This window comes from Chryseobacterium elymi (assembly GCF_003385495.1).
Classification (GTDB): domain Bacteria; phylum Bacteroidota; class Bacteroidia; order Flavobacteriales; family Weeksellaceae; genus Chryseobacterium; species Chryseobacterium elymi.
This window is the reverse complement of sequence record NZ_QNUH01000001.1, coordinates 484,846-505,551: the sequence shown is the minus strand read 5'-3', so window position 1 is coordinate 505,551 and position 20,706 is coordinate 484,846. Positions and strand designations below refer to the sequence as shown.

Sequence of the window (20,706 nt, the reverse complement as noted above, 5' to 3'; positions counted from 1 at the left end):
ATGTTTCACGTGAAACATTTTTGCTTTAACGTCCTAAATAGACCAATAAAACGTTTATATCGGCTGGAGAAACACCACTGATTCTGCCTGCCTGTGCAATAGTTTTCGGTCTTACATTAGACATTTTCTGTTTTGCTTCTGAAGAAAGGCTTGAAAGGCTTTTATAATCAAAATCTTCCGGAATTTTTATATTTTCCAGACGGTTAAGTTTCGCTACATTTTCTTTTTCCTTTTCAATATAACCTTTGTATTTGATATTGATCTCAGCCTGTTCTCTTACTTCATCATCATATTTTGATGAAAATTCTTTGATAACATCAATAGTATCAAGTTTTTCCAGTGTAATATTCGGTCTGGTAAGAAACTGTGATGCTCTGTAAGCCTGATCTACAGGATTACTGTCAATGGTTTCTAATATTGGATTAATAATACCCGGCTTTAAAGAAGTTTCTCTTAAAAACTCTTCAAGTTCCTGACTCTTAGCTACTTTAGTTTCTACTTTTCTTAATCTATCCTCTTTAGCAAGACCTAGATGGTAAGCTTTCTCAGTCAATCTGATATCAGCATTATCCTGTCTTAATAAAAGCCTGTATTCTGCACGGGAAGTAAACATTCTGTAAGGCTCTTCAGTTCCTTTTGTAATTAAATCATCAATTAATACCCCGATATATGCTTCATCTCTGTTCAGAATAAAATCTTCTTTTCCGTGTACTTTATTGTGGGCATTAATACCAGCGATTAAACCTTGTCCTGCAGCTTCTTCATATCCAGTTGTACCATTGATCTGGCCTGCAAAATATAAATTGTCGATTAGTTTTGTTTCTAAAGTATGCTTTAATTGGGTAGGAGGGAAGTAGTCATACTCAATAGCATAGCCTGGGCGGAATACTTTTACATTTTCAAATCCAGGAATATGCTTCATCGCCTTGATTTGTACATCCTCCGGAAGAGAAGAACTGAATCCGTTCACGTAGATCTCAACAGTTTTCCATCCTTCCGGTTCTACGAAAAGCTGGTGTCGTGTTCTTTCAGCAAAACGGTTGATTTTATCTTCTATACTTGGGCAATATCTTGGGCCTAAACTTTGAATTGTACCATTAAACATTGGGCTTCTGTCGAAACCTTCGCGCAAAATATCATGAACCGTTTCATTAGTATAAACGATATGACAGCTTAATTGCTTTGTTAGTTTCGGAGTATCTGTATAGCTGAATTTCTGAGGATTTTCATCTCCTTTCTGTTCTTCCATTTTAGAATAGTCCAGACTTCTTCCGTCTACACGGGGAGGAGTACCTGTTTTCATTCTACCTGCTTCGAAACCTAAGCTTACCAATTGCTCGGTAATTCCGAATGCTCTAGGTTCGCCCATTCTTCCACCGCCTAATTGTTTGTCTCCAACGTGAATCAATCCGTTAAGGAATGTTCCGTTGGTAAGAACTACAGATTTACTTTTTATCTCAATTCCTAAAGAAGTAATAACTCCGGTTACCTTATTATTTTCTACAATAAGCTGTTTTACCATATCCTGAAAAAAATCAAGATTGGGTGTATTTTCTAATGCCAATCTCCACTCTTCTGCAAAAAGCATTCTGTCATTTTGGGTTCTTGGAGACCACATCGCTGGTCCTTTGGAAAGGTTTAGCATTTTGAACTGAATTGCGGATTTATCTGCTACAATTCCGGAATATCCTCCCATAGCATCAATTTCTCTTACGATCTGTCCTTTTGCGATTCCTCCCATGGCCGGGTTGCAGCTCATCTGTCCGATGGTCTGCATATTCATTGTAACAAGCAGGGTCTTGGAACCAAGGTTTGCGGCCGCAGCTGCAGCTTCACAACCTGCGTGTCCGGCACCTACTACTATTACATCATATGTTTCTGAAATCATTTCTATATTGCTTATTTAAAGCCTTTAATTTTACTATTTTCTATGAATGTTTCACGTGAAACATTTTTAGAGAATGTGCTCCAGGTGAGCTTTTATTGTGGCTATAATTGAACACTTTACGGATTATTCTTTAAGTGATTCTTCAATTTATTAAGAATTTAATTTCTTAAATTTAGCCAGGTATAAATCTTCCATTCTCCGCATCTCTTTTTCTTCTGCTTCTGTCTTATCCTTGTATCCTGCGAGGTGAAGGATACCATGAGCCAAGACTCTTTTTAATTCTTCTTCATAATCTTTGGATAGGGTAGAAGCATTGTCTGAAATTCGCTGCAAAGATACGAAAATCTCTCCGCTTATTGTCTTCCCTTTTACATAATCAAAAGTGATGATATCGGTATAATAATCATGCTGCAGATAATCCTGATTAATCTTAAGCAGATATTCATCATCGCAGAAAATATAATTGATTTCGCCTAGTTTTTTTCCTTCTGAAAGAATAATATCTTCCAGCCATTTTTGATAATCTGTATTTACAGATTCCTCTAAATTTTCGTAAAAGAATTGTATCATTGTATTAAAACCAGTGTCCTAAAATAACACTGAATATGCCTTTTTGATTGTTTTTAAGTGAGTGGCTAAAATTGAGCTTGATTTGTCCAAACGGTGATTTGTACCCAGCAGTAAGTCCTACCGAACTATAATTTACTTTAACTGCATCTTCAAAATTAATATCATCCGAAAGATTGGCAAAACTAAAATTCCCGCTTAAGAAATAGCTTTTATTGAATTTGAACTGAAGATCATTGGAAATAAGAGCAAAATTATTGGTATTAAGCTGAGCAAAATAAAATCCTCCAAAGCTTTTGAAATTGATCATATTCTGTTCAAAAATACCACCGAGTCTGTACTGATAAAATTCTGGGAGATTGTCACCAATTGTGATACCGGCATAAATATTAAGACGGTAGGAAAATTGCTTTGAAATTGGGACATTAATCCTGATATCTGCTTTAACCTGTATAATTCTTTTTTCAATTTCAGATTTCAACAGATCTATCACTTTACCTTCTGCGTTAATGTAAATCCCTCTTGAAGAGAAATCTTTGTCATTCTGGGTGTCACTCTTTAGGAATACATAAGGATTTAAAAAACGCATATATCTCTCATGCTCGCCATTTATTTCAGCTCCGAAATAATCATGACTGATTCCGCCTCCGATTGCAAATTTATCCCTCCATACAGACTGTATAAAGGCTTCATTCCTGAACCATTCCCATTTATCCACGACATTATTGTCAATATTCTTTAGATCAAAGCTCATCCCGGAAGAATAGATACCGAAGCCCGGGATATATCCGTTATCAATAAAATAGTTTAGATAATATCTTGGTTTATCGCCTACGATAACATCAAGGGACAAGTTTGAATTTTTAAATAAAAGACGTTTTCCTGAATAATTCAGAAGAAGACCAGTTTTGAATACTTCATCATAATGCAGTCCAACTTTTAAAAAATGGCGGGCTTCATCCTCTGTAACATAAAGCTTAAGATAATTGGCATCATTTTCTGGAATAATATCATAATTGATGAAACGGTAATTATTGGTAGCAACCAATTTATCTATTTTTTTGTTGATAGAGCCATACGTTTGCATAGATGGCAGACGTAGGCCCATTTTACCTAAGACGTAGTTTTTACCATAAATACGGCCTCCTTCCAGCGAGATGCTGTCAATCTTATACACATTGGAATATATTGGGTTTACACGCTCTCTAAGGCGGTCAAACTCTCGTTTGGGAAGCTGATCCAACACAGCGGTGTATTTCATACCTTCCGCATAGCCACTGTCGAGAATTTTTTTCTTCTCATCATAACTGGTGGCAGTCATTCCTTTCAGATTCGGCTTGATATTAATATCTGTGTATTTATATTGTTTTCTGGTATCTCTTTTAATTCCGAAATCAATAACCTGATTAAGGATTGATATAATATTGTTTAAATCTTCTCTTTTCGATAAATCCTGGTTTAGGTCCACACCGATCACGATATCGATTCCTTTGTCCTTTAATGGCTTTGAAGGATAATTTACTGTCATCGCTCCGTCTATGTAAATACTGTCGCCAATTTTTACCGGATCCATCAGAGAAGGAAAGGCAGAACTGGCCATTATTGACTGTACAAGATCGCCTTTTTCGAAAATTTCCATATTGCCGCTTTCCAGATTGGTTGCAACACACATAAAAGGAATAGGGAGTTTAGAAAAATCATCAATATTCGAGACATTTTTAAAAAGTTCCTTAAGCAGGTATACATTTCTCTGTCCTGAACTGATGGAGGAGGGAAGGGATATCTTCCCGTTTTTTAAAGGAATGGATAAAAGATATTTATCGACGGATTTATTAAAAAAAGAAGTTTCCTGTCTGGATTTAGGATCCATTATAAGAGAATAGAAATCAGTGTCCATCACGATCTTTTCTATTTCTTTTCCGGAATATCCCGAAGCGTACAGGCCTCCAACAATGGCTCCCATACTCGTTCCGGAAATATAATCGACTTTTACTCCTAATGAATCCAGTACTTTAAGAACTCCGACGTGTGAAAAACCTTTGGCACCACCACCGGCAAGGGAAAGACCGATTTTTGGATTTTTTGGAATAACCAGATCCTTTTTCACTTGAGAATGGATCATCAGGAGTTGAAATACGAAGAGAAGGATCAGGAGTTTTCTCATAACTAGTCTTTTATATAAATCCGTTTCACCCGGGGCGAAATGGAGGTTAACACTTCATAAGTTATTGTTTTGCAGTAGCCTGCGAATTCTTTTAAACTGGGTTTTGCATTAAAAACGGTGACCATATCACCTTCTTTTACATCGGGAATCTTGTCTACGTTGATCATCATCATGTCCATACAAATGTTTCCGACAATCGGAGCCAATATTTTGTTGACACCTACATTTCCAACCTGGTTTCCGATCAGTCTTGGGATTCCGTCAGCATAGCCGACAGGAATCGTAGCGATCTTTACTGCATGATCAGGCTTATATTTTCTACTATAGCCAACAGATTCGCCGGTATCAACCGTTGATATCTGTGAAATTACGGTTTTAAAACTTACCACAGACCGTAATTGTTTCTGTATTTCACTACAAGGTGATTCTCCGATCATTCCGATCCCTATTCTTACCATGTCATACTGATGTTCCGTATAACTTGTTATTCCAGAAGAATTCAGAATGTGCCGGATAGGAGTGTAGCCCAGCTTGTCAATCAGATAAGCAGAGTTCTTTTCAAAAATTTCTAACTGTTTTATTGTAAATTGCTTTTCTTCAGGCATATCAGAAGAAGATAAATGACTGAATAAGCTCTGGACCTTTACATTTTTACTATTTAAAGTTTCGCTTAGCTGATCCAGCTCAAAATCTTTAAAACCAAGACGGTGCATTCCAGTCTCCAGTTTGATATGAATAGGATATTTTTTATCATAACCGGATTTCTGAACTGCCTCATAGAATAATTCCAAAACCCTGAAGCTGTAAATTTCAGGTTCCAGGTTGTATTCAATGATAGCTTCATAGCTGTGCTGTTCAGGATTCATGACCACAATAGGAGTGGTAATTCCTTTTTTACGTAGTTCTACACCTTCATCAGCGTAGGCAACGCCCAAATAATCGATATGATGATGCTGTAAAAATTCAGAAATTTCATAACTACCTAACCCATAAGCATTAGCTTTCACCATTGCCATCATTTTCGTTCCTGGTTTTAGGAGGGATTTGTGATAGTTGATATTGTGCAGAATAGCATTCAGATTGATCTCCAGAACAGTATCATGCTTTCTGAGTTCAAGGATATCCTTAAGCTTTTCGATCTCAAATTTTCTTGCCCCCTTGAGCAGAATAATCTGGTTTTCAATTTCGGTAAGATGCTTGCTGTCAATTAATTCCTGAGTATTAACGAAAGTAGAAGTTTTAGATTTAAATAATTCACTAAATTTTGATATTTCACTACCGATAAGAAATACAGAATCGAAATTCTGGTCATTCACCAGTTCAGAAACTTCTTCATAAAGTTCCTTGGAATTAGAATTAACCCCTACAATATCCGTTAAAACCAAAGATTTTTTAGGCTTTTTATACTCATTAAGAAACTGAAGGGCTGTTTTCAGAGAATCCAGATCCAGATTAAAAGAATCGTTAATAACGATATTATTTTTTATACCTTCAATAGCTTCCAGACGCATTTCCACTGCCTTTAAAGAGTTAATTTTTTCGACAATTTTCTGATTATCGATATTCATTTCCTTTAAAACGGTGATCAAAGCCAAAGCATTCGTTAAGGTAGCTTCGTCTCTCTGATGGACAGGGAAGGAAATCTCTTCATCAAAATAAACAACCGTAATTTTTTCATCCTTGGAAACATTTTCTTTAATGAAAACCTGGTTGTCTTTCTTAAGACCGTAGGAAATTAATTTTTTACTAGAATATAATTCGTTTATTTTTTTGTCAACCAATATATTATCACCATTATAAATAATGATTTCTGAGCCTTTAAAAAGCATAATTTTTTCATTGATCAGCTCTTCTTCAGATTCAAAATTGGCTGCGTGGGCAGTTCCGATATGGGTAAGGAGCCCGATCTGGGGATGGAATATATTTTCCAGCTTTTCCATCTCATGCGGTTTTGAAATTCCTACTTCAAAAATTCCCAATTCATAAGAGCTGTTAATCTGGAGTAGGGAAAGTGGAAGCCCGATTTGGGAATTAAAACTTTTCGGACTTTTTACGGTCGGAAATTCATTCCAAAGACATTGGTAAAGCCATTCCTTTAAAATGGTTTTACCATTACTTCCTGTAATTCCGATAGATTTCAGATGAGAATTTTCAAAATGATATTTAGCCAGTTTCTGAAGGAATTCCACCGAATTTTCAACAATGAGCCACGTAACATTCTCAAACTGCGGATGCTTATGCTCAGAAATAATCACACCAATACTACGATCTATGGCAGATTCAATGAATTTTTCCCCGGAATTCTTATGAGTATTAATCGCGATGAATGCCGTATTTTTCGTTGAATAAATAATTCTGCTGTCAAACGCTATATTCCTGATCACTAGATCTTTGTCTCCAATGATCTGTGCATTGGTGATATCTGCAATTTGTTTTACTGTATAGTTCATTGGTGCCCCTTCTGCTTTTTGACTTAATAATGGTAAATCGGGGTGAAGTTGAATATATTGCTTTAAACCATATTTTTTCAAGTCTTACCCTTTACCTTTACAAGTTAATTTATTTTTTTGGACAGCCACAAAGGCTTACATTTATTTTCCAGCGAAGAATCTTTTTTTAGATTCTCGACGGTTTGGTGGTTGAATTTCCTAACCCTTGCTCCTTAAATAACTGTAAGTCCTGTGACTTTATTTATTTTTTCTTTAAAAGTACTTCATCAATAAAAACACGCCGGCTTACTGCTTCATAGCTGTCTGTTTCGCCAAGCTCTACCAGATCATTTCCCTGGGAAGTTCTCATAGAGTAGTTGGCCAGATTACCCGTTCTCTTACAAATAGCATGCACTTTAGTAACGTATTCTGCGGTAGCCATTAAATTGGGCATCGGCCCGAACGGACGTCCAAGGAAATCCATATCAAGACCTGCCACAACTACTCTTACGCCACTGTTCGCAAGCTGATTGGCAATATCAACAATGCTTTCATCAAAAAACTGAGCTTCATCTATTCCCACCACATCACAGTTAGAGGCCAGCAGAAGAATCTCATTGGGATTATCTACTGCTGTACTGCGTATTTTATTCAGATTATGAGAAACAACGTCCTCGTCAGAATATCGTGTATCCAGTCTCGGTTTAAAAATTTCCACGTTCTGGCCCGCCATTTCTGCTCTTCGCAATCTTCGAATCAGCTCTTCGGTTTTTCCCGAAAACATAGAGCCACAAATAACTTCCATCCAACCGCTTTGTTTGGAATGATTAATTGTATTTTCTAAAAACATTTGTTAAATTAGCCGTATATTTTTAAGATCAAAAGTAAGCAATTTTAATAAGATTCTTATTATGCAGAACATCCAAGATTTAAAGGAAAAAATTTTTTTTGAATCCAAGAATATCATTGAAATTCTGGAGAAAATAAACAACGTAGATGAATTACTTTCCAAGCAGGATCTTGTAGATGAGCTTGCCAACAGGATCTCTTTTTTAAGACTTCTGGAAAAGAATATCGAATACTTTATTACAGATAATTCGCAGCAAAACTCAGAAAACCAAAACATTTCATTAAATGCTGATGATGTACACGAGTCTCATCATGAGGTAACGGAAGAAGAAGCGATTTTCAATAATGAATTTAATGAAATTGATGAAAACGAAGGAGAGGAGTATGCAGTGGCTTCTGGGGATGAAGAGGAAAAATTTAACCATCAGCTTGATGAGATCGTAGAAAATGAGTTTCACGAAAATATTGTAAGTTTTGTAGAAGAAAATTATGGACAGGACCCGGCTGAAAGTGTTAATGAAAAGCTTTCTCAAGGTGATCTTACAGAAGAGGAGGCTGTTTTCAATAAACAGCTGAACGAAATTGATGAAAATGAAGCGTTCAACGCTAACGAAAAAGTCTTCAGTTTTGTGGATGAAGAAAGAATCCTTGCTGATGCTGAACCGGATAATGATGAAGGCCTCAATGAAGATTTATTTATCAATGAAATTACAGAAGAAGAGGCAGTTTTCAATAATCAGTTGAACGAAATTGAAGAAGATGAAGACAATGTTTCACATGAAACGGACGACTCAAATGACCTTGAAAACGAAGAATCAGATCATAATACTGAAGTTAAAGACAAAAAACAGACAGAAATAATTCCAAGCATTTTTGATACTGAAATGCTGGAAGACGAAATGCTGATCGAGGAAAACGAAGAACAGTTCAGTATATCCAATGCAACCCTAGAACAGGGAGAAATGCTGACAGAAACTTCTAATGTGGAAAGTATTCTGAGCGAAATAAAAAATGATTTTCCTTCAGAAGAAAAGCAAGAAACCATCCTGGCAGAGGTATACGACAGAAGGAAAATTGTTGAAATAGAAAAGCCTCTTCCGGAAACAGAAAAAGCAAAACCAGCTTCTGATGAAAGCTTCGAGGATTTAGATGCCTATCAGCAGGAGAAAAAAATAAAACTGGCCAATATCAAAGGATTGAAGGCTGTGCAGACTCTTTTTGACAATGATCCTCTGGAAAGAGAAGTACCGAAAGAAAAACCGGTTTCTGAAACAAAAGAAGATCAGGGAAGTATTCTTAAAACAAATATTCCAACCAATTTTATGGAGGCTGATAAGTTGAAGCCAGAATTCAGGCTCGATTTGAATGACAGAATTGCCTTTTCAAAAATGCTTTTTGGCGGAAGTCAGACAGATCTCAACGAAACTGTAGCCCAATTGAACAGTTTTAAAAACCTGGAAGAAGCGAAAGAATATCTCAGCGATCTTTATTACGAAAGAAAGTGGAGTAAAGTAGATGAATATGCCCAGAGACTCTGGATATTGGTAGAAAATAAATTCTTATAATTTTGAGCGGAATCTTATATTTTGTTCCCACACCGGTAGGGAACTTAGAAGATATGACCTTCAGGGCCATAAAGGTCCTTAAGGAAGTTGACTATATTTTATGTGAAGACACAAGGACATCAGGAATACTTTTAAAGCATTACGAGATCTCCAAACCCCTAAAATCCTACCATCTTCATAACGAGCATCAGGCCACTGAAAAAGTAATTGCTGATCTTAAAAGCGGGCAGAATATTGCCATCATTACCGATGCGGGAACTCCCGGAATTTCAGATCCTGGCTATCTTTTGGCAAAAGCGGGTTCAGACAATGCTATTGAAATGATATGTCTTCCCGGAGCCACAGCGTTAATTCCGGCCCTTGTAGTGTCCGGACTTCCGAATAACGAATTTCTGTTTGCAGGATTTCTGCCTCAGAAAAAAGGAAGGCAGACGAAGCTGAAACAGCTTGCAGAAGAGAAAAAAACGATCGTTCTATACGAAAGCCCACATAAGATCAATACCACTCTGGAGCAGATCAAAGAATTTTTCGGGGAAGATACAAAAGCAAGCCTGAGCAGGGAAATTTCGAAAAAGTTTGAAGAAACCAAACGTGGGACCATCAATGAATTAATTGAATTTTCCAAAAGCAAAACTTTAAAAGGAGAGATCGTTCTTATTGTCAATAACTCTATTTAAATTCATTGAAAAAGTTAGTTTTTGCACTGTCTTCGTCCGTGTGTATGGCTCAGACCAATCAGTATACCAAGATTCTTTTGTCAAAAAAAACAGGGATGGAAGTTCATTCTTATTCAGAAGGCTATGGAACGGCTTACGATTCAAAAAATAAGAAAGAAAACGTTGTAGATTCATTGGGAAATATTACGTTTGAATCTCCTCACAGTATTTCACATATATTTAAAAACCGATTCATTCTTACTTCAAGAGAATCCAGTTATAAAACGAAATCTGCCATTATTGATGAAAAAGGAAACGAATTCCTTCCTTTAGATGACCAGAGTTTTAATACTCCCTGGCTCAGCAAAAAATGTATCATTTCTTCAAAAGGGGGGAAAGAGGCCGTTTATGATTATAACGGAAAACAGATCATTCCTTTTTCTGACAGGATTCGGTTCGTAGCAGAAGACCGTTTTTTTGTATTGCAAGATAAAAGTTGGTTTTTATATGATCTTGAAGGAAAACAGATCAGCAACCGGGAGTTTAAAGGAGATTATCACTTTGAAAATGATAAAGCGCTGATCATCAATGAAGATAGTCAGAGTGAGGTTATAGGGAAAAACGGAGAGACGCTGCACAAATTTTCAAAATACATCTACGATTTAACCTCTTATCCTTTTCTGATTACCAAAAATAAGACGACAGGAAAATACGGTTTGATTGATACCGAAGAAAATATTCTTGCCGATGAGATTTATGATGATGCTTCACCGGAATATTTTGGGGCAAAAGAATATATTTATTTCAGGAAAAAAGGAAAAGCAACTGTTTTTAGTAAAAAAGATAAAAAGCTATATCCAGCTAATTTCAAGTATTTAACGCCGTTATTCAATAATCTTTTCAGTGTTTACAGTGATCTGTTAAAGAAATCAGGAATTGTGAACCTTCAGGGAGATCGTATTGTTCCCCAGGAATATGATTTTGTACAAAGTTTCCGTATTTCAGGAAAAGACTTCATTTATCTTAAAAAAGGAAAAGAAGAAAAATTTCTGGATAAAGATTTGAAGGATATTTTGGAGGAAAATACACAAATCATTGCTTTCTATCCGGAGCATCTTATCATTAAAAAGCAGGACAGCTACTATAGGTTCTCTGTGCTCGATAAGTCAGTTTCTGTTCTGAAAGATATAGTTTTTATCAAAGAGCAGGAGCCGGATTTTTTCAATATTTTTAACCTGTATTCAAAACCGGTAGTCTGCAGAAACAAAAATAATTTGTACGGAATAATTGATGAAAAAGGAAAAGAGGTTGTTCCTTTTATCTACGATGACATTATTGTATTTGAAAATTCTGAGAATGAAATTGTCGTAAAAAAGCAGGATAAATATGGTGTTGTGAATTTTCAGAACGAGCCTTTGAAAGATGTTATTTATGATAAGTATTACTGGCAGAAGGAAGTTTTGAAACTGGAGAAAGATAAAAAAACAGATATTCTTTATTTTACAAGATTTAAAAACAGCGGCAGCCGTCTGTAGAATATGATAAAAAACAGCGAAAAAATTTCACTAATTTGATGATTTGAAATGCATTGAATAACAATTTATAATATCTTTGCGGACTGCTTAATTAGTATAAAATTAAATATGTTAAATTGCCGTTTTTTAAAGACGGAAGTATTTACCAAGAATATAATTATCAAGAGATATGATGAAACTATTAGAAGGAAAGGTAGCACTAATTACCGGAGCTACAAGAGGAATCGGAAAAAAAATTGCTGAAATGTACGCTGAACAGGGTGCAAAAGTAGCATTTACCTATGCCGGTTCTGTAGACAAAGCTCAAGCATTAGAGGCGGCTTTAAGTTCTGTAACCCAGATCAAAGGATATCAGTCTGACGCATCAGATTACGATGCAGCTCAAAAATTAATCGACGATGTAATGGAAGAGTTCGGAAAGATCGATATTCTGATCAACAATGCCGGAATCACCAGAGATAACCTGCTGTTGAGAATGTCTAAAGAAGACTGGGATCAGGTAATGAGAATCAATCTGGATTCTGTATTTAACCTTACGAAAGCGGTGATTAAGCCGATGATGAAAGCTAAGTCAGGATCTATTATCAATATGACTTCAGTAGTTGGAATCAGCGGAAATCCGGGACAGTCCAATTATGCAGCTTCTAAAGCCGGAGTAATAGGATTTACAAAATCTATCGCATTGGAGCTGGGATCAAGAAATATAAGATGTAACGCAGTTGCTCCAGGATTTACTGAAACTGAAATGACAGCAGATCTGGATGAGAAAACCCTTCAGGCATGGAGAGACAGGATTCCGATGAAAAGAGCAGGACAGACCAAAGACGTTGCCAATGCTTGTATCTTCCTGGGAAGCGAAATGTCTTCTTACATCACAGGACAAACCCTGAACGTAGACGGCGGAATGCTGACTTAATACTAAAACAAACAAAACCGGCTGTACAAGTGATGTACAGCCGGTTTTTATTTCTACTGGGATTAAAAATAAAAATCTGCTCCATCTGCGAGAGCCTATTTTAATCTTTAAAAATCTGGTTCTCCTGTTCCTGAACCCGGATAAAAGTAGTCCTCTTAGACAATTCCTTCAGTTTGGAAGCTCCTACATAAGTACATGTAGAACGAACGCCGCCCAAAATATCTTTCACCGTTTCCGAAACAGGGCCTTTATAAGCTGCTTTCACCGTTTTTCCTTCCGAAGCCCGGTATTCTGCCACGCCTCCCGAATGTTTATCCATAGCTGTTTTTGAACTCATACCATAGAACAAACGGTATTTTTTACCATTTTCTTCAATGATTTCGCCGCCGCTTTCATCATGACCGGCAAACATTCCGCCCAGCATTACAAAATCTGCGCCTCCGCCAAAAGCTTTAGCCACATCTCCCGGAACCTTACAGCCTCCATCTGCAATAATATGCCCTCCAAGACCGTGAGCAGCATCAGAACACTCAATAATCGCAGAAAGCTGAGGATAGCCAACTCCGGTCTTCACCCTTGTTGTACATACTGAACCAGGCCCGATACCTACTTTGATGATGTCAGCGCCCACAAGAAGAAGCTCTTCCACCATTTCTCCCGTCACTACATTTCCTGCCATAATGATCTTATCAGGAAAATTGGCCCTTGCCTTCTTCACAAATCCAACGAAATGCTCAGAATAACCATTCGCTACATCGATGCACAAAAACTCAATTTTTGGGTGCTTTTCGAGGATCGTTTTAAGTTTTTCTTCATCCGCCTGGCCGGTACCGGTACTCAATGCGATATACTGGTAAATACTTTCCGGCTGGCTGTCCAGAAACCGGCTCCATTCTTCAGGAGTATAATGCTTATGAACGGCTGTAATAATCTTATCTTTGGCCAGTTCTATCGCCATTTCAAAAGTCCCTACCGTATCCATATTGGCGGCAATCAGGGGAACGCCTCTCCATTTCTTTTTCGTGTGTTTGAAGGTAAATTCTCTTTCAAGATCCACTTCTGAGCGGGATTTTAAAGTAGAACGTTTGGGTCTGAACATAACATCTTTAAAACCTAGCTTTATATCATTTTCTATTCGCATTTTGGTGAATTTATTTGTTGTTTAAAAAATTAAAATTAGTAATTTAACTTAAATATACTACTTTTGAAAGGATGGATTTCCCTGTTACTTTTCAGATTTTCGGTAAAACAGTTCTTTCACATCCTGTATTTGAAACACTGGGTATTTTTCTTGGGATGCGCTTTTATTTTTATCTAAAAAGAAAATCAACCGAAAAACTCTCTTTCAATACTTCAGCAGCAATTCTTATCGGGGCAACGGCAGGGGCCTTAATCGGTTCAAAGCTCATCGGAAACCTTGAAAATCCTTATGTTTTATTCGGAAATTTCAGCTTTAAAAGGTTTTGGACCAATAATACCATTGTTGGCGGCTTAGCTTTTGGACTGATTGGAGTTGAATGGGCAAAAAAGATAGTAAGCCACAAAGAAAGTACCGGTGATTTGATTGTTTACCCTTTAATTTTAGCCATAATTATTGGCAGAATCGGCTGTTTTCTAACCGGAATTCACGAAGAAACTTACGGGTTACCCACCACTTCAATATTCGGAATGCATCTTGGTGATGAATATTTAAGACATCCTGTTGCATTGTATGAGATTGGTTTTCTGATTATTTTATGGATTTGTTTAAAAATCGTTGAGAAAAAACATAAATATCCTTCAGGCTTTATTTTTCAGCTATTTATGCTCAGTTATTTTACATTCAGATTCTTTTTAGATTTTATTAAGCCTAAAATTGATATCATTGGAAATTTAGGGACAATTCAACTGGTCTGTCTTTCGGTGATTATTTATTACATTTATAAGATTAAAACACAAAAATATTAATTATGAAAATGCTGACACTTCTGGAAGTTGGTAACCTCGGTGGATTGGTTGTGATGATTATAGGAATAATCATCGTAATTGCTTTAGTAGCTTCATTATTTGTAACTGTAATAGCAAAAGTCATTTACGAATGGAATAACGATAAGAAATTTACAAAAAAGCAGTTTTGGCAGACGATGCTGATTTCTTTGTTGATTTGTGGTCTGATCAGTGGCTTTGTTTGTGGGGGAATGTAAAAAATTGAAATTATGCCGGTAAGAAATTATACGTACTACGATTATACCATCAGTCTTTGTCCGGAATGCCTGAAAAGGGTAGGCGCGAAGATCATTATTGAAGATGAGGCGGTTTTTATGACCAAAAGATGTCCGGATCATGGTTTTTTTAAGACCATGATTGCTTCAGATGTTCAGTACTACAAAAATATCAGGAACTACAATAAAGCCTCTGAAATGCCCGTTCATTTCGGAACTGATGTGGAATATGGCTGTCCGTACGATTGCGGTTTATGTGTAGATCATGAGCAGCACAGCTGTCTTTCCATTGTGGAAGTTACCGACCGGTGTAATCTGACGTGCCCCACCTGTTATGCGATGTCGTCACCACATTATGGCAGTCACAGGAGTTTGGAGCAGATTGAAGCCATGTTTGATACCATTGTTAAAAACGAGGGAGAGCCGGATGTTGTGCAGATCAGTGGCGGTGAGCCTACCATTCATCCTGAATTTTTTAAAATTATGGATATTGCCAAATCCAAACCGATTAAGCATTTGATGCTCAATACCAACGGAATCCGTATTGCAAATGATCCCGGTTTTGCAGAAAAATTGGCGACTTACGCTCCGGAATTTGAGATTTATCTTCAGTTTGATTCTTTTAAACCTGAAGTTTTGGAAGATTTCAGAGGAAAAGATTTGACGAATGTCCGTATGAAAGCTTTGGAAAAACTAAATGAATTAAATCTTTCCACGACTTTGGTTATCGTTCTTCAGAAAGGAAAAAATATCGACGAGATTGGAAAATTGATTGATTTTGCCTTAAAACAGAAATGCGTCCGTGGGATTACCTTTCAGCCCGTTGAAGTAGCCGGAAGAAACAGGGAAGATTCTGCACACGAAAAAATTACCTTAACAGAAGTAAGGCAGGAAATTTTAAATCAGTTTCCGCTTCTGAATAGCGATGATATTATTCCAGTTCCGTGTAATCCTGATGCTTTGGCGATGGGCTATATCCTTAAACTTGAAGGGGAAACCATTCCCCTTACACGATATATCAATCCGGCTGATTTGCTGAATAATGAAACGAAAAATACCATCGTTTATGAACAGGATGCGGGGCTGCAGATGCAGCTTTTGGATATTTTCAGCACCGGAATTTCTGTAGATAAAGTTCAGCCTAAAGTAAACCAGTTATTATGCTGTCTTCCGGAAGTTTCGGCTCCGAATTTAGACTATGATAATCTCTTCAGAATTATCATTATGAATTTTATGGATGCTCATGATTTTGATGTGCGTGCTATCAAAAAATCCTGTGTTCACATTGTCAATAAAGATTTAAAGATGATTCCTTTCGAGACAATGAATTTGTTTTACAGGGATGATAAAATTAAATACCTTGAGGAATTGAGAAAAGAGGATAAGGTTTTGTTTTAAAATGATTTACCGCAGATTTACCAGATTCCACAGATTTTTATGCTCAATCATCGGTTAAATTTGTGAAATAATAAAAAGGGCGGGAAATTATCTTTTCACGCCCCATAAGTTTATCGTTCCTCTATGCATAAAGCCAAGCTTTTCATACAGCATTTTAGCTCCGGTATTGCTTTCTGCAACGTGCAGGAAAGGTGTTTTTCCGTTTTCAAATATTTTCCCGGACACAAAAGTCACCAATTGTTTAGCCAAACCTTTTCCCAGATGATCTGTATCTGTGATCACAGCGCTTACCTCCGTCATATCGTTCATCTGCATTCTCTCGCCCGTTACTGCAACTAATTTACTTTCCTTAAAGATTCCGAAATAACGGCCCAACTCAGGTGTCCTTGTTTTAAAATAATAAGGATAGAATTTCATTACAAATGCCAGAAGCTCACCATAATTATTTTCTTTCAGTTCAATAATTTCCTCAGTCAGATCACTCTGAATGGGATTTTCCAGAACATACTGATCACAGACAAGTTGCGACAGATCCGTTTTTAAGTTTCCCAGATCAGGACGGGTTCCGAAAATAAGAAAATCATCACAGATCTTTGCATATTCTGTAATATCTTCTGCTGTTGAAATCACTGCTGCTCCACCAAAAGAGGCTACTTCAGGGTTATAAAATTTCGTGTCCCCATAATTAAAGCAGAACTTTTCGTGATATTCATTAAGTGAATGATAAACAGGATTGTCTAGCTTTCCGTACATCAGTTAAAATTCATTACTTCCTCAAGAGTTTTCATATATTCATAAGCCGTAAGGTCGAACTTTACAGGAACAATTGAAATATACCCGTTGGCCAATGCCGTTTCGTCAGCATCTTCAGAATCATCCATATTGTTGAAATAACCTGTGAGCCAATAATATTTCTTTCCATGAGGGTTTACTCTTTCGTCAAAGCTCTCTTCCCATTTGGCGTTGGCCTGCTTGCATACCTTTATGCCCTTTATTTCTCCTGCAGTTAATTTCGGAATATTGACGTTCAGTACAATTCCTTTCGGCATCGGGTTTTCAAGAGTTCTTCTTACAATATTCTGAATATGTTCTTTTGCCTGGGTAAAATCAGCTTCCCAGCTGAAATCCAGGAGAGAAAATCCGATAGCGGGAATTCCTTCCACACCAGCTTCTACAGCAGCAGACATCGTTCCGGAATAGATCACATTGATTGAAGAATTAGCTCCATGGTTAATTCCTGAAACGACAATATCCGGACGTCTTGTCAGAATTTTGTCAAGAGCCATTTTTACACAGTCAACAGGAGTTCCGCTACAAGAATAGTCTGTTTGTGGTCCATCAAGCGTTACTTCTTCATAGCTTAAAGTAGAATTGATTGTAATAGCGTGGCCTTTTCCACTTTGGGGAGAGTTGGGTGCAACAACAATAACTTCTCCTATTTCGTTCATGAATTGTATAAGATTTCTGATACCAGGTGCTGTGATTCCATCATCATTAGTTACCAGAATAAGTGGTCTTTCCATAAAAAAATTAAATTTTAACAAAAATACTCAAAACTATCTGATAATTATAAATAAGGTATTAAATTTGATAGTTTGTAACAGCGAATTAATTGCTGCTACTAATTGTAGTAAATATTTTAAAAAAAATAATAAATAAAGACAGTTTATGTGGAAAAATTTCAAACTGAATAAATTTTTACTCTTAATTCCATTGACAAGTCTAATGTTTTGTTTCAACTCGCCAAAGAATGACGATGAAAAGATGCAGACAATTATGGTGAGCGTAAAGAATACACTTTCTTATTTACATTACAGCCCGAAACCAATCAATGATGCCTATTCCAAGGACGTTTATAAACATTATTTCGAACTGGTAGATCCTGCTAAAAGATATTTCCTGCAGTCGGATATGGATGAATTCAGCAAACATGAAGCAAAACTGGATGATTATATCAGCCAGGGAGATCTGATATTCTACAAACTTACCATTGACAGACTTTACCAGAGAGTGGATGAAATAGATAAAATCACTCAGGATATCTTCAGCAAGCCTATTAATCTTGAGGAAGATGAATCATTGACTCTTGAGCCGAAGCTTAAAAAAGTACCTGTCAATAAACAGGAACAGTATAACGAGTGGAGAAAGTATATTAAATACAATATCCTTCAGGAGATTGAGTCTATGAACAGTAAGGAAGAAGCTCAGAAAGAGAAGAAAGACTCTGTTCAGAAGTACAAGCTGAAAGATACCATCAAATATCAGCCGCTTAACCAGGATCAGAAGATCAAAAAAGCTACTGATGAAGTGAAAGATCTTGTAAAAGATACCTTCACAAGATTCAAGAAAAGAAAGAAAATGGATTGGTTTACCGTGTATATGAATGCGTATACAGAAGTATTCGATCCCCATACCAATTATTATTCTCCAAAAGACAAGGAAGATTTTGACACCCAGTTCACCGGAAAAGTCATCGGAATCGGAGCTCTTATTCAGGAGAAAAAAGGGAACCTTTTCCTGGGAGCACTAACGATCGGTGCGCCTGCCTGGAAGTCTAAACAGCTTTCTGAAGGCGACAAGATTTTAAAAGTAAAATCGAAACCGAAGGATGATGCTGTAAATGTAGTGGGAATGCTTTCTGATGAAGCTGTAAGGCTTATCAGAGGTGAAAAAGGAACTCCCGTAACCTTAACGGTTCAGAAAAAAGACGGAACCATCAAGGATGTAACAATGATCCGTGAGGAAGTTGCTATTGAAGATACATTTGCAAGAAGTATTGTCGTAAACTCTCCGAATGGAAAGAAGTACGGATTTATCAATCTTCCAAGCTTTAATGCTGATTTTGAGGATGCTAAAGGAAGAAATGCTTCCGATGACATCAAAAATGAGATCATTAAACTTAAAGGACAGAACATTGAAGGAATTGTCCTTGACCTTAGAAACAACGGAGGAGGATCATTGACTGAAGTTGGTGATATTATGGGTCTTTTTATGGATGCAGGACCTTATGTACAGGTAAAAGATGGAAATGGAAAAATCCAGACCTTAAAGAATAAAAACGAGACACCGATCTGGACAGGCCCGTTAGTGATCATGCAGAATGAGCTTTCGGCCTCGGCTTCAGAGATTCTTGCCGGTGTAATGCAGGATTATGGTAGAGCAATGATCATCGGTTCTCCGCAGTCTTTCGGAAAAGGAACTGTACAGACCTTTGTAGACCTGAACAGGTTCTTAAATACCGAGGATGATTTCGGATCTTTAAAGCTGACAATTCAGAAGTTCTACAAAATCACAGGAGAATCTACACAGAGAAAAGGGATTGTTTCTGATATCCAGATGAAAGATTTCTTTACCTATGCTGAAGTAGGAGAAAGATATGATGATTTTGCTTTGGCTTGGGATAAAATTCCTGCGACTAATTTCCAGAAACTGAACTATTTCAATATTCAGGCTCTTGAAAAAGCAAGTGCAGACAGAATGGCTAAAAACAGCAACTATCAGCTTCTGCTTGAATCTGCCCAATGGAGAGAAAAGTTGAATAAAGAAGAAAACATTACGCTTAACATCAATAAGTTCAATGAACTGATGAAGCAGAGAAAAGCTCAAATCGAGAAATTCAAAGCTTTAAGCAAATTTGAGAACGGTCTTAAGTTCACGATGTATCCGGCTGAAATGGAAAGGGAGAAAAAAGACGAAGCTTTCAAGAAAAAATCTGAAATGTGGATCAAAAATCTGAAAAAGGATCCATACTTACAGGAAGCAATGAATATAGTTTCCGATATGGGAAGCAAATCATAAACAAAAAAATCCGCTGATATTCATCAGCGGATTTTTTTATTACAATAGAAAATTATTTAATCTCTACACATCCTACTCTTCCGCCTGCATTCCCTGTAGGCTGAGTATGGAAATCATCTGCTGCCGCATGCACAATAAGCCCTTTTCCGATGATATCTTTAGATTCATCCGTACAGCCAAGACACCATTTATTCGTTTTGAAAGTCAGGACAGCCTTCCCTGTCTGGTCAGCCGTTAAGTTTCCTATATCTCCCATGTGGAAATGTTCAGCCCCCCATTTTCCATGGTCATCCTTGGCGGGATTCCAATGTCCTCCTGTAGAAGTTCCGTCGGCCGCAGAACAGTCACCTTTTTCATGGATATGTACCGCATGAATACCGGGAGTAAGGTTTGTTACTTCAAGTTTCATGGTCACCTCTTCGCCTTTCTGGGTAAACTTTGCCGTTCCACCCGTCTGTGTTCCACTCTTAGCGTTTACCGTGTACGTTTTTGTCGTGCAGCATGAAGCCGCTAAAAATGCACATCCCGCCAGTAATACTATTGTTTGTCCTTTCATTTTTAAATGATTTAAAGTGATTTTAACGATAAATTTATAAAACATTTTCCGAAAGGCTTTATGATTTCAGTCCTTTTTTCAAAAACAGCACCACATGAGTTTCCCATTCAGAGTCCAAAGTATACCTTTCAGTAAAATTTATTTTAAGAAAGACATATTCCGTATTATTTTTGGACCGAAAATA

At 37.0% G+C, this 20,706-nt stretch carries 17 protein-coding genes; 8 read left to right on the top strand and 9 right to left on the bottom strand.

What is annotated here, in order from left to right:
* Window positions 1–25: 25 nt before the first annotated feature.
* From mnmG to DRF60_RS02220, 5 genes are all read right to left on the bottom strand, one after another.
* Window positions 26–1,888: a tRNA uridine-5-carboxymethylaminomethyl(34) synthesis enzyme MnmG gene (mnmG, locus tag DRF60_RS02240; RefSeq protein WP_116010480.1), complete on the bottom strand. Its 1,863-nt coding sequence runs from the start codon at window positions 1,886–1,888 to the stop codon at window positions 26–28.
* A gap of 150 nt (window positions 1,889–2,038) precedes the next feature.
* Complete coding sequence (gene ybeY / locus DRF60_RS02235) at window positions 2,039–2,458, bottom strand: rRNA maturation RNase YbeY (RefSeq protein WP_116010479.1); 420 nt, start codon at window positions 2,456–2,458, stop codon at window positions 2,039–2,041.
* Between the two features lie 4 nt (window positions 2,459–2,462).
* Window positions 2,463–4,619, bottom strand: a complete 2,157-nt coding sequence (locus DRF60_RS02230) for a patatin-like phospholipase family protein (RefSeq protein WP_116010478.1) — start codon at window positions 4,617–4,619, stop codon at window positions 2,463–2,465.
* Window positions 4,620–4,621: 2 nt separating this feature from the next.
* The gene (locus DRF60_RS02225; protein WP_116010477.1) at window positions 4,622–7,069 is read right to left on the bottom strand and encodes a bifunctional UDP-N-acetylmuramoyl-tripeptide:D-alanyl-D-alanine ligase/alanine racemase; all 2,448 of its coding nucleotides are present in this window, start codon (window positions 7,067–7,069) and stop codon (window positions 4,622–4,624) included.
* Between the two features lie 241 nt (window positions 7,070–7,310).
* Complete coding sequence (locus DRF60_RS02220) at window positions 7,311–7,898, bottom strand: thymidine kinase (protein ID WP_116010476.1); 588 nt, start codon at window positions 7,896–7,898, stop codon at window positions 7,311–7,313.
* A 61-nt stretch (window positions 7,899–7,959) separates the two neighbouring features.
* On the opposite strand from DRF60_RS02220, the gene DRF60_RS02215 reads away from it, so the two are divergent.
* The 4 genes from DRF60_RS02215 (at window position 7,960) to fabG (ending at window position 12,569) form a co-directional block, all read left to right on the top strand.
* Window positions 7,960–9,462, top strand: coding sequence for a hypothetical protein (locus DRF60_RS02215; protein ID WP_116010475.1), 1,503 nt, complete (start codon window positions 7,960–7,962; stop codon window positions 9,460–9,462).
* 2 nt (window positions 9,463–9,464) lie between these two features.
* Complete coding sequence (gene rsmI / locus DRF60_RS02210) at window positions 9,465–10,139, top strand: 16S rRNA (cytidine(1402)-2'-O)-methyltransferase (protein WP_116010474.1); 675 nt, start codon at window positions 9,465–9,467, stop codon at window positions 10,137–10,139.
* A gap of 5 nt (window positions 10,140–10,144) precedes the next feature.
* Window positions 10,145–11,653 carry a WG repeat-containing protein gene (locus tag DRF60_RS02205; RefSeq protein WP_123902616.1) on the top strand — a complete coding sequence of 503 codons (1,509 nt, stop codon included), beginning with the start codon at window positions 10,145–10,147 and terminating at the stop codon, window positions 11,651–11,653.
* 172 nt (window positions 11,654–11,825) lie between these two features.
* Window positions 11,826–12,569, top strand: a complete 744-nt coding sequence (gene fabG, locus DRF60_RS02200; protein ID WP_116010544.1) for a 3-oxoacyl-[acyl-carrier-protein] reductase — start codon at window positions 11,826–11,828, stop codon at window positions 12,567–12,569.
* Between the two features lie 100 nt (window positions 12,570–12,669).
* Here fabG and DRF60_RS02195 read toward each other — a convergent pair whose 3' ends face one another.
* Complete coding sequence (locus DRF60_RS02195) at window positions 12,670–13,710, bottom strand: GMP reductase (protein WP_116010472.1); 1,041 nt, start codon at window positions 13,708–13,710, stop codon at window positions 12,670–12,672.
* Window positions 13,711–13,781: 71 nt separating this feature from the next.
* On the opposite strand from DRF60_RS02195, the gene DRF60_RS02190 reads away from it, so the two are divergent.
* From DRF60_RS02190 to DRF60_RS02180, 3 genes are read left to right on the top strand one after another with little or no spacing between them, the layout of a single operon-like run.
* Window positions 13,782–14,516, top strand: a complete 735-nt coding sequence (locus DRF60_RS02190; protein ID WP_116010471.1) for a prolipoprotein diacylglyceryl transferase — start codon at window positions 13,782–13,784, stop codon at window positions 14,514–14,516.
* Between the two features lie 2 nt (window positions 14,517–14,518).
* Entirely contained in the window at window positions 14,519–14,752 is a 234-nt protein-coding gene (locus tag DRF60_RS02185) for a hypothetical protein (protein WP_185144563.1), read from the top strand.
* A 12-nt stretch (window positions 14,753–14,764) separates the two neighbouring features.
* Window positions 14,765–16,168: a radical SAM protein gene (locus tag DRF60_RS02180; protein WP_116010469.1), complete on the top strand. Its 1,404-nt coding sequence runs from the start codon at window positions 14,765–14,767 to the stop codon at window positions 16,166–16,168.
* An 87-nt stretch (window positions 16,169–16,255) separates the two neighbouring features.
* Here the strand turns inward: DRF60_RS02180 and DRF60_RS02175 are convergent, their stop codons facing one another.
* Both DRF60_RS02175 and surE read right to left on the bottom strand, forming a co-directional pair.
* Window positions 16,256–16,921: a GNAT family N-acetyltransferase gene (locus DRF60_RS02175; protein WP_116010468.1), complete on the bottom strand. Its 666-nt coding sequence runs from the start codon at window positions 16,919–16,921 to the stop codon at window positions 16,256–16,258.
* The gene (surE, locus tag DRF60_RS02170; RefSeq protein ID WP_116010467.1) at window positions 16,921–17,691 is read right to left on the bottom strand and encodes a 5'/3'-nucleotidase SurE; all 771 of its coding nucleotides are present in this window, start codon (window positions 17,689–17,691) and stop codon (window positions 16,921–16,923) included. The genes DRF60_RS02175 and surE overlap by 1 nt, the downstream gene beginning before the upstream one ends.
* Before the next feature lie 145 nt (window positions 17,692–17,836).
* Between surE and DRF60_RS02165 the strand changes: the two genes are divergently transcribed.
* On the top strand, window positions 17,837–19,966 hold the full coding sequence (locus tag DRF60_RS02165) for a carboxy terminal-processing peptidase (protein WP_116010466.1): 2,130 nt from the start codon (window positions 17,837–17,839) through the stop codon (window positions 19,964–19,966).
* A 52-nt stretch (window positions 19,967–20,018) separates the two neighbouring features.
* Here DRF60_RS02165 and DRF60_RS02160 read toward each other — a convergent pair whose 3' ends face one another.
* Complete coding sequence (locus DRF60_RS02160) at window positions 20,019–20,522, bottom strand: superoxide dismutase family protein (protein WP_116010543.1); 504 nt, start codon at window positions 20,520–20,522, stop codon at window positions 20,019–20,021.
* Window positions 20,523–20,706: the final 184 nt, after the last annotated feature.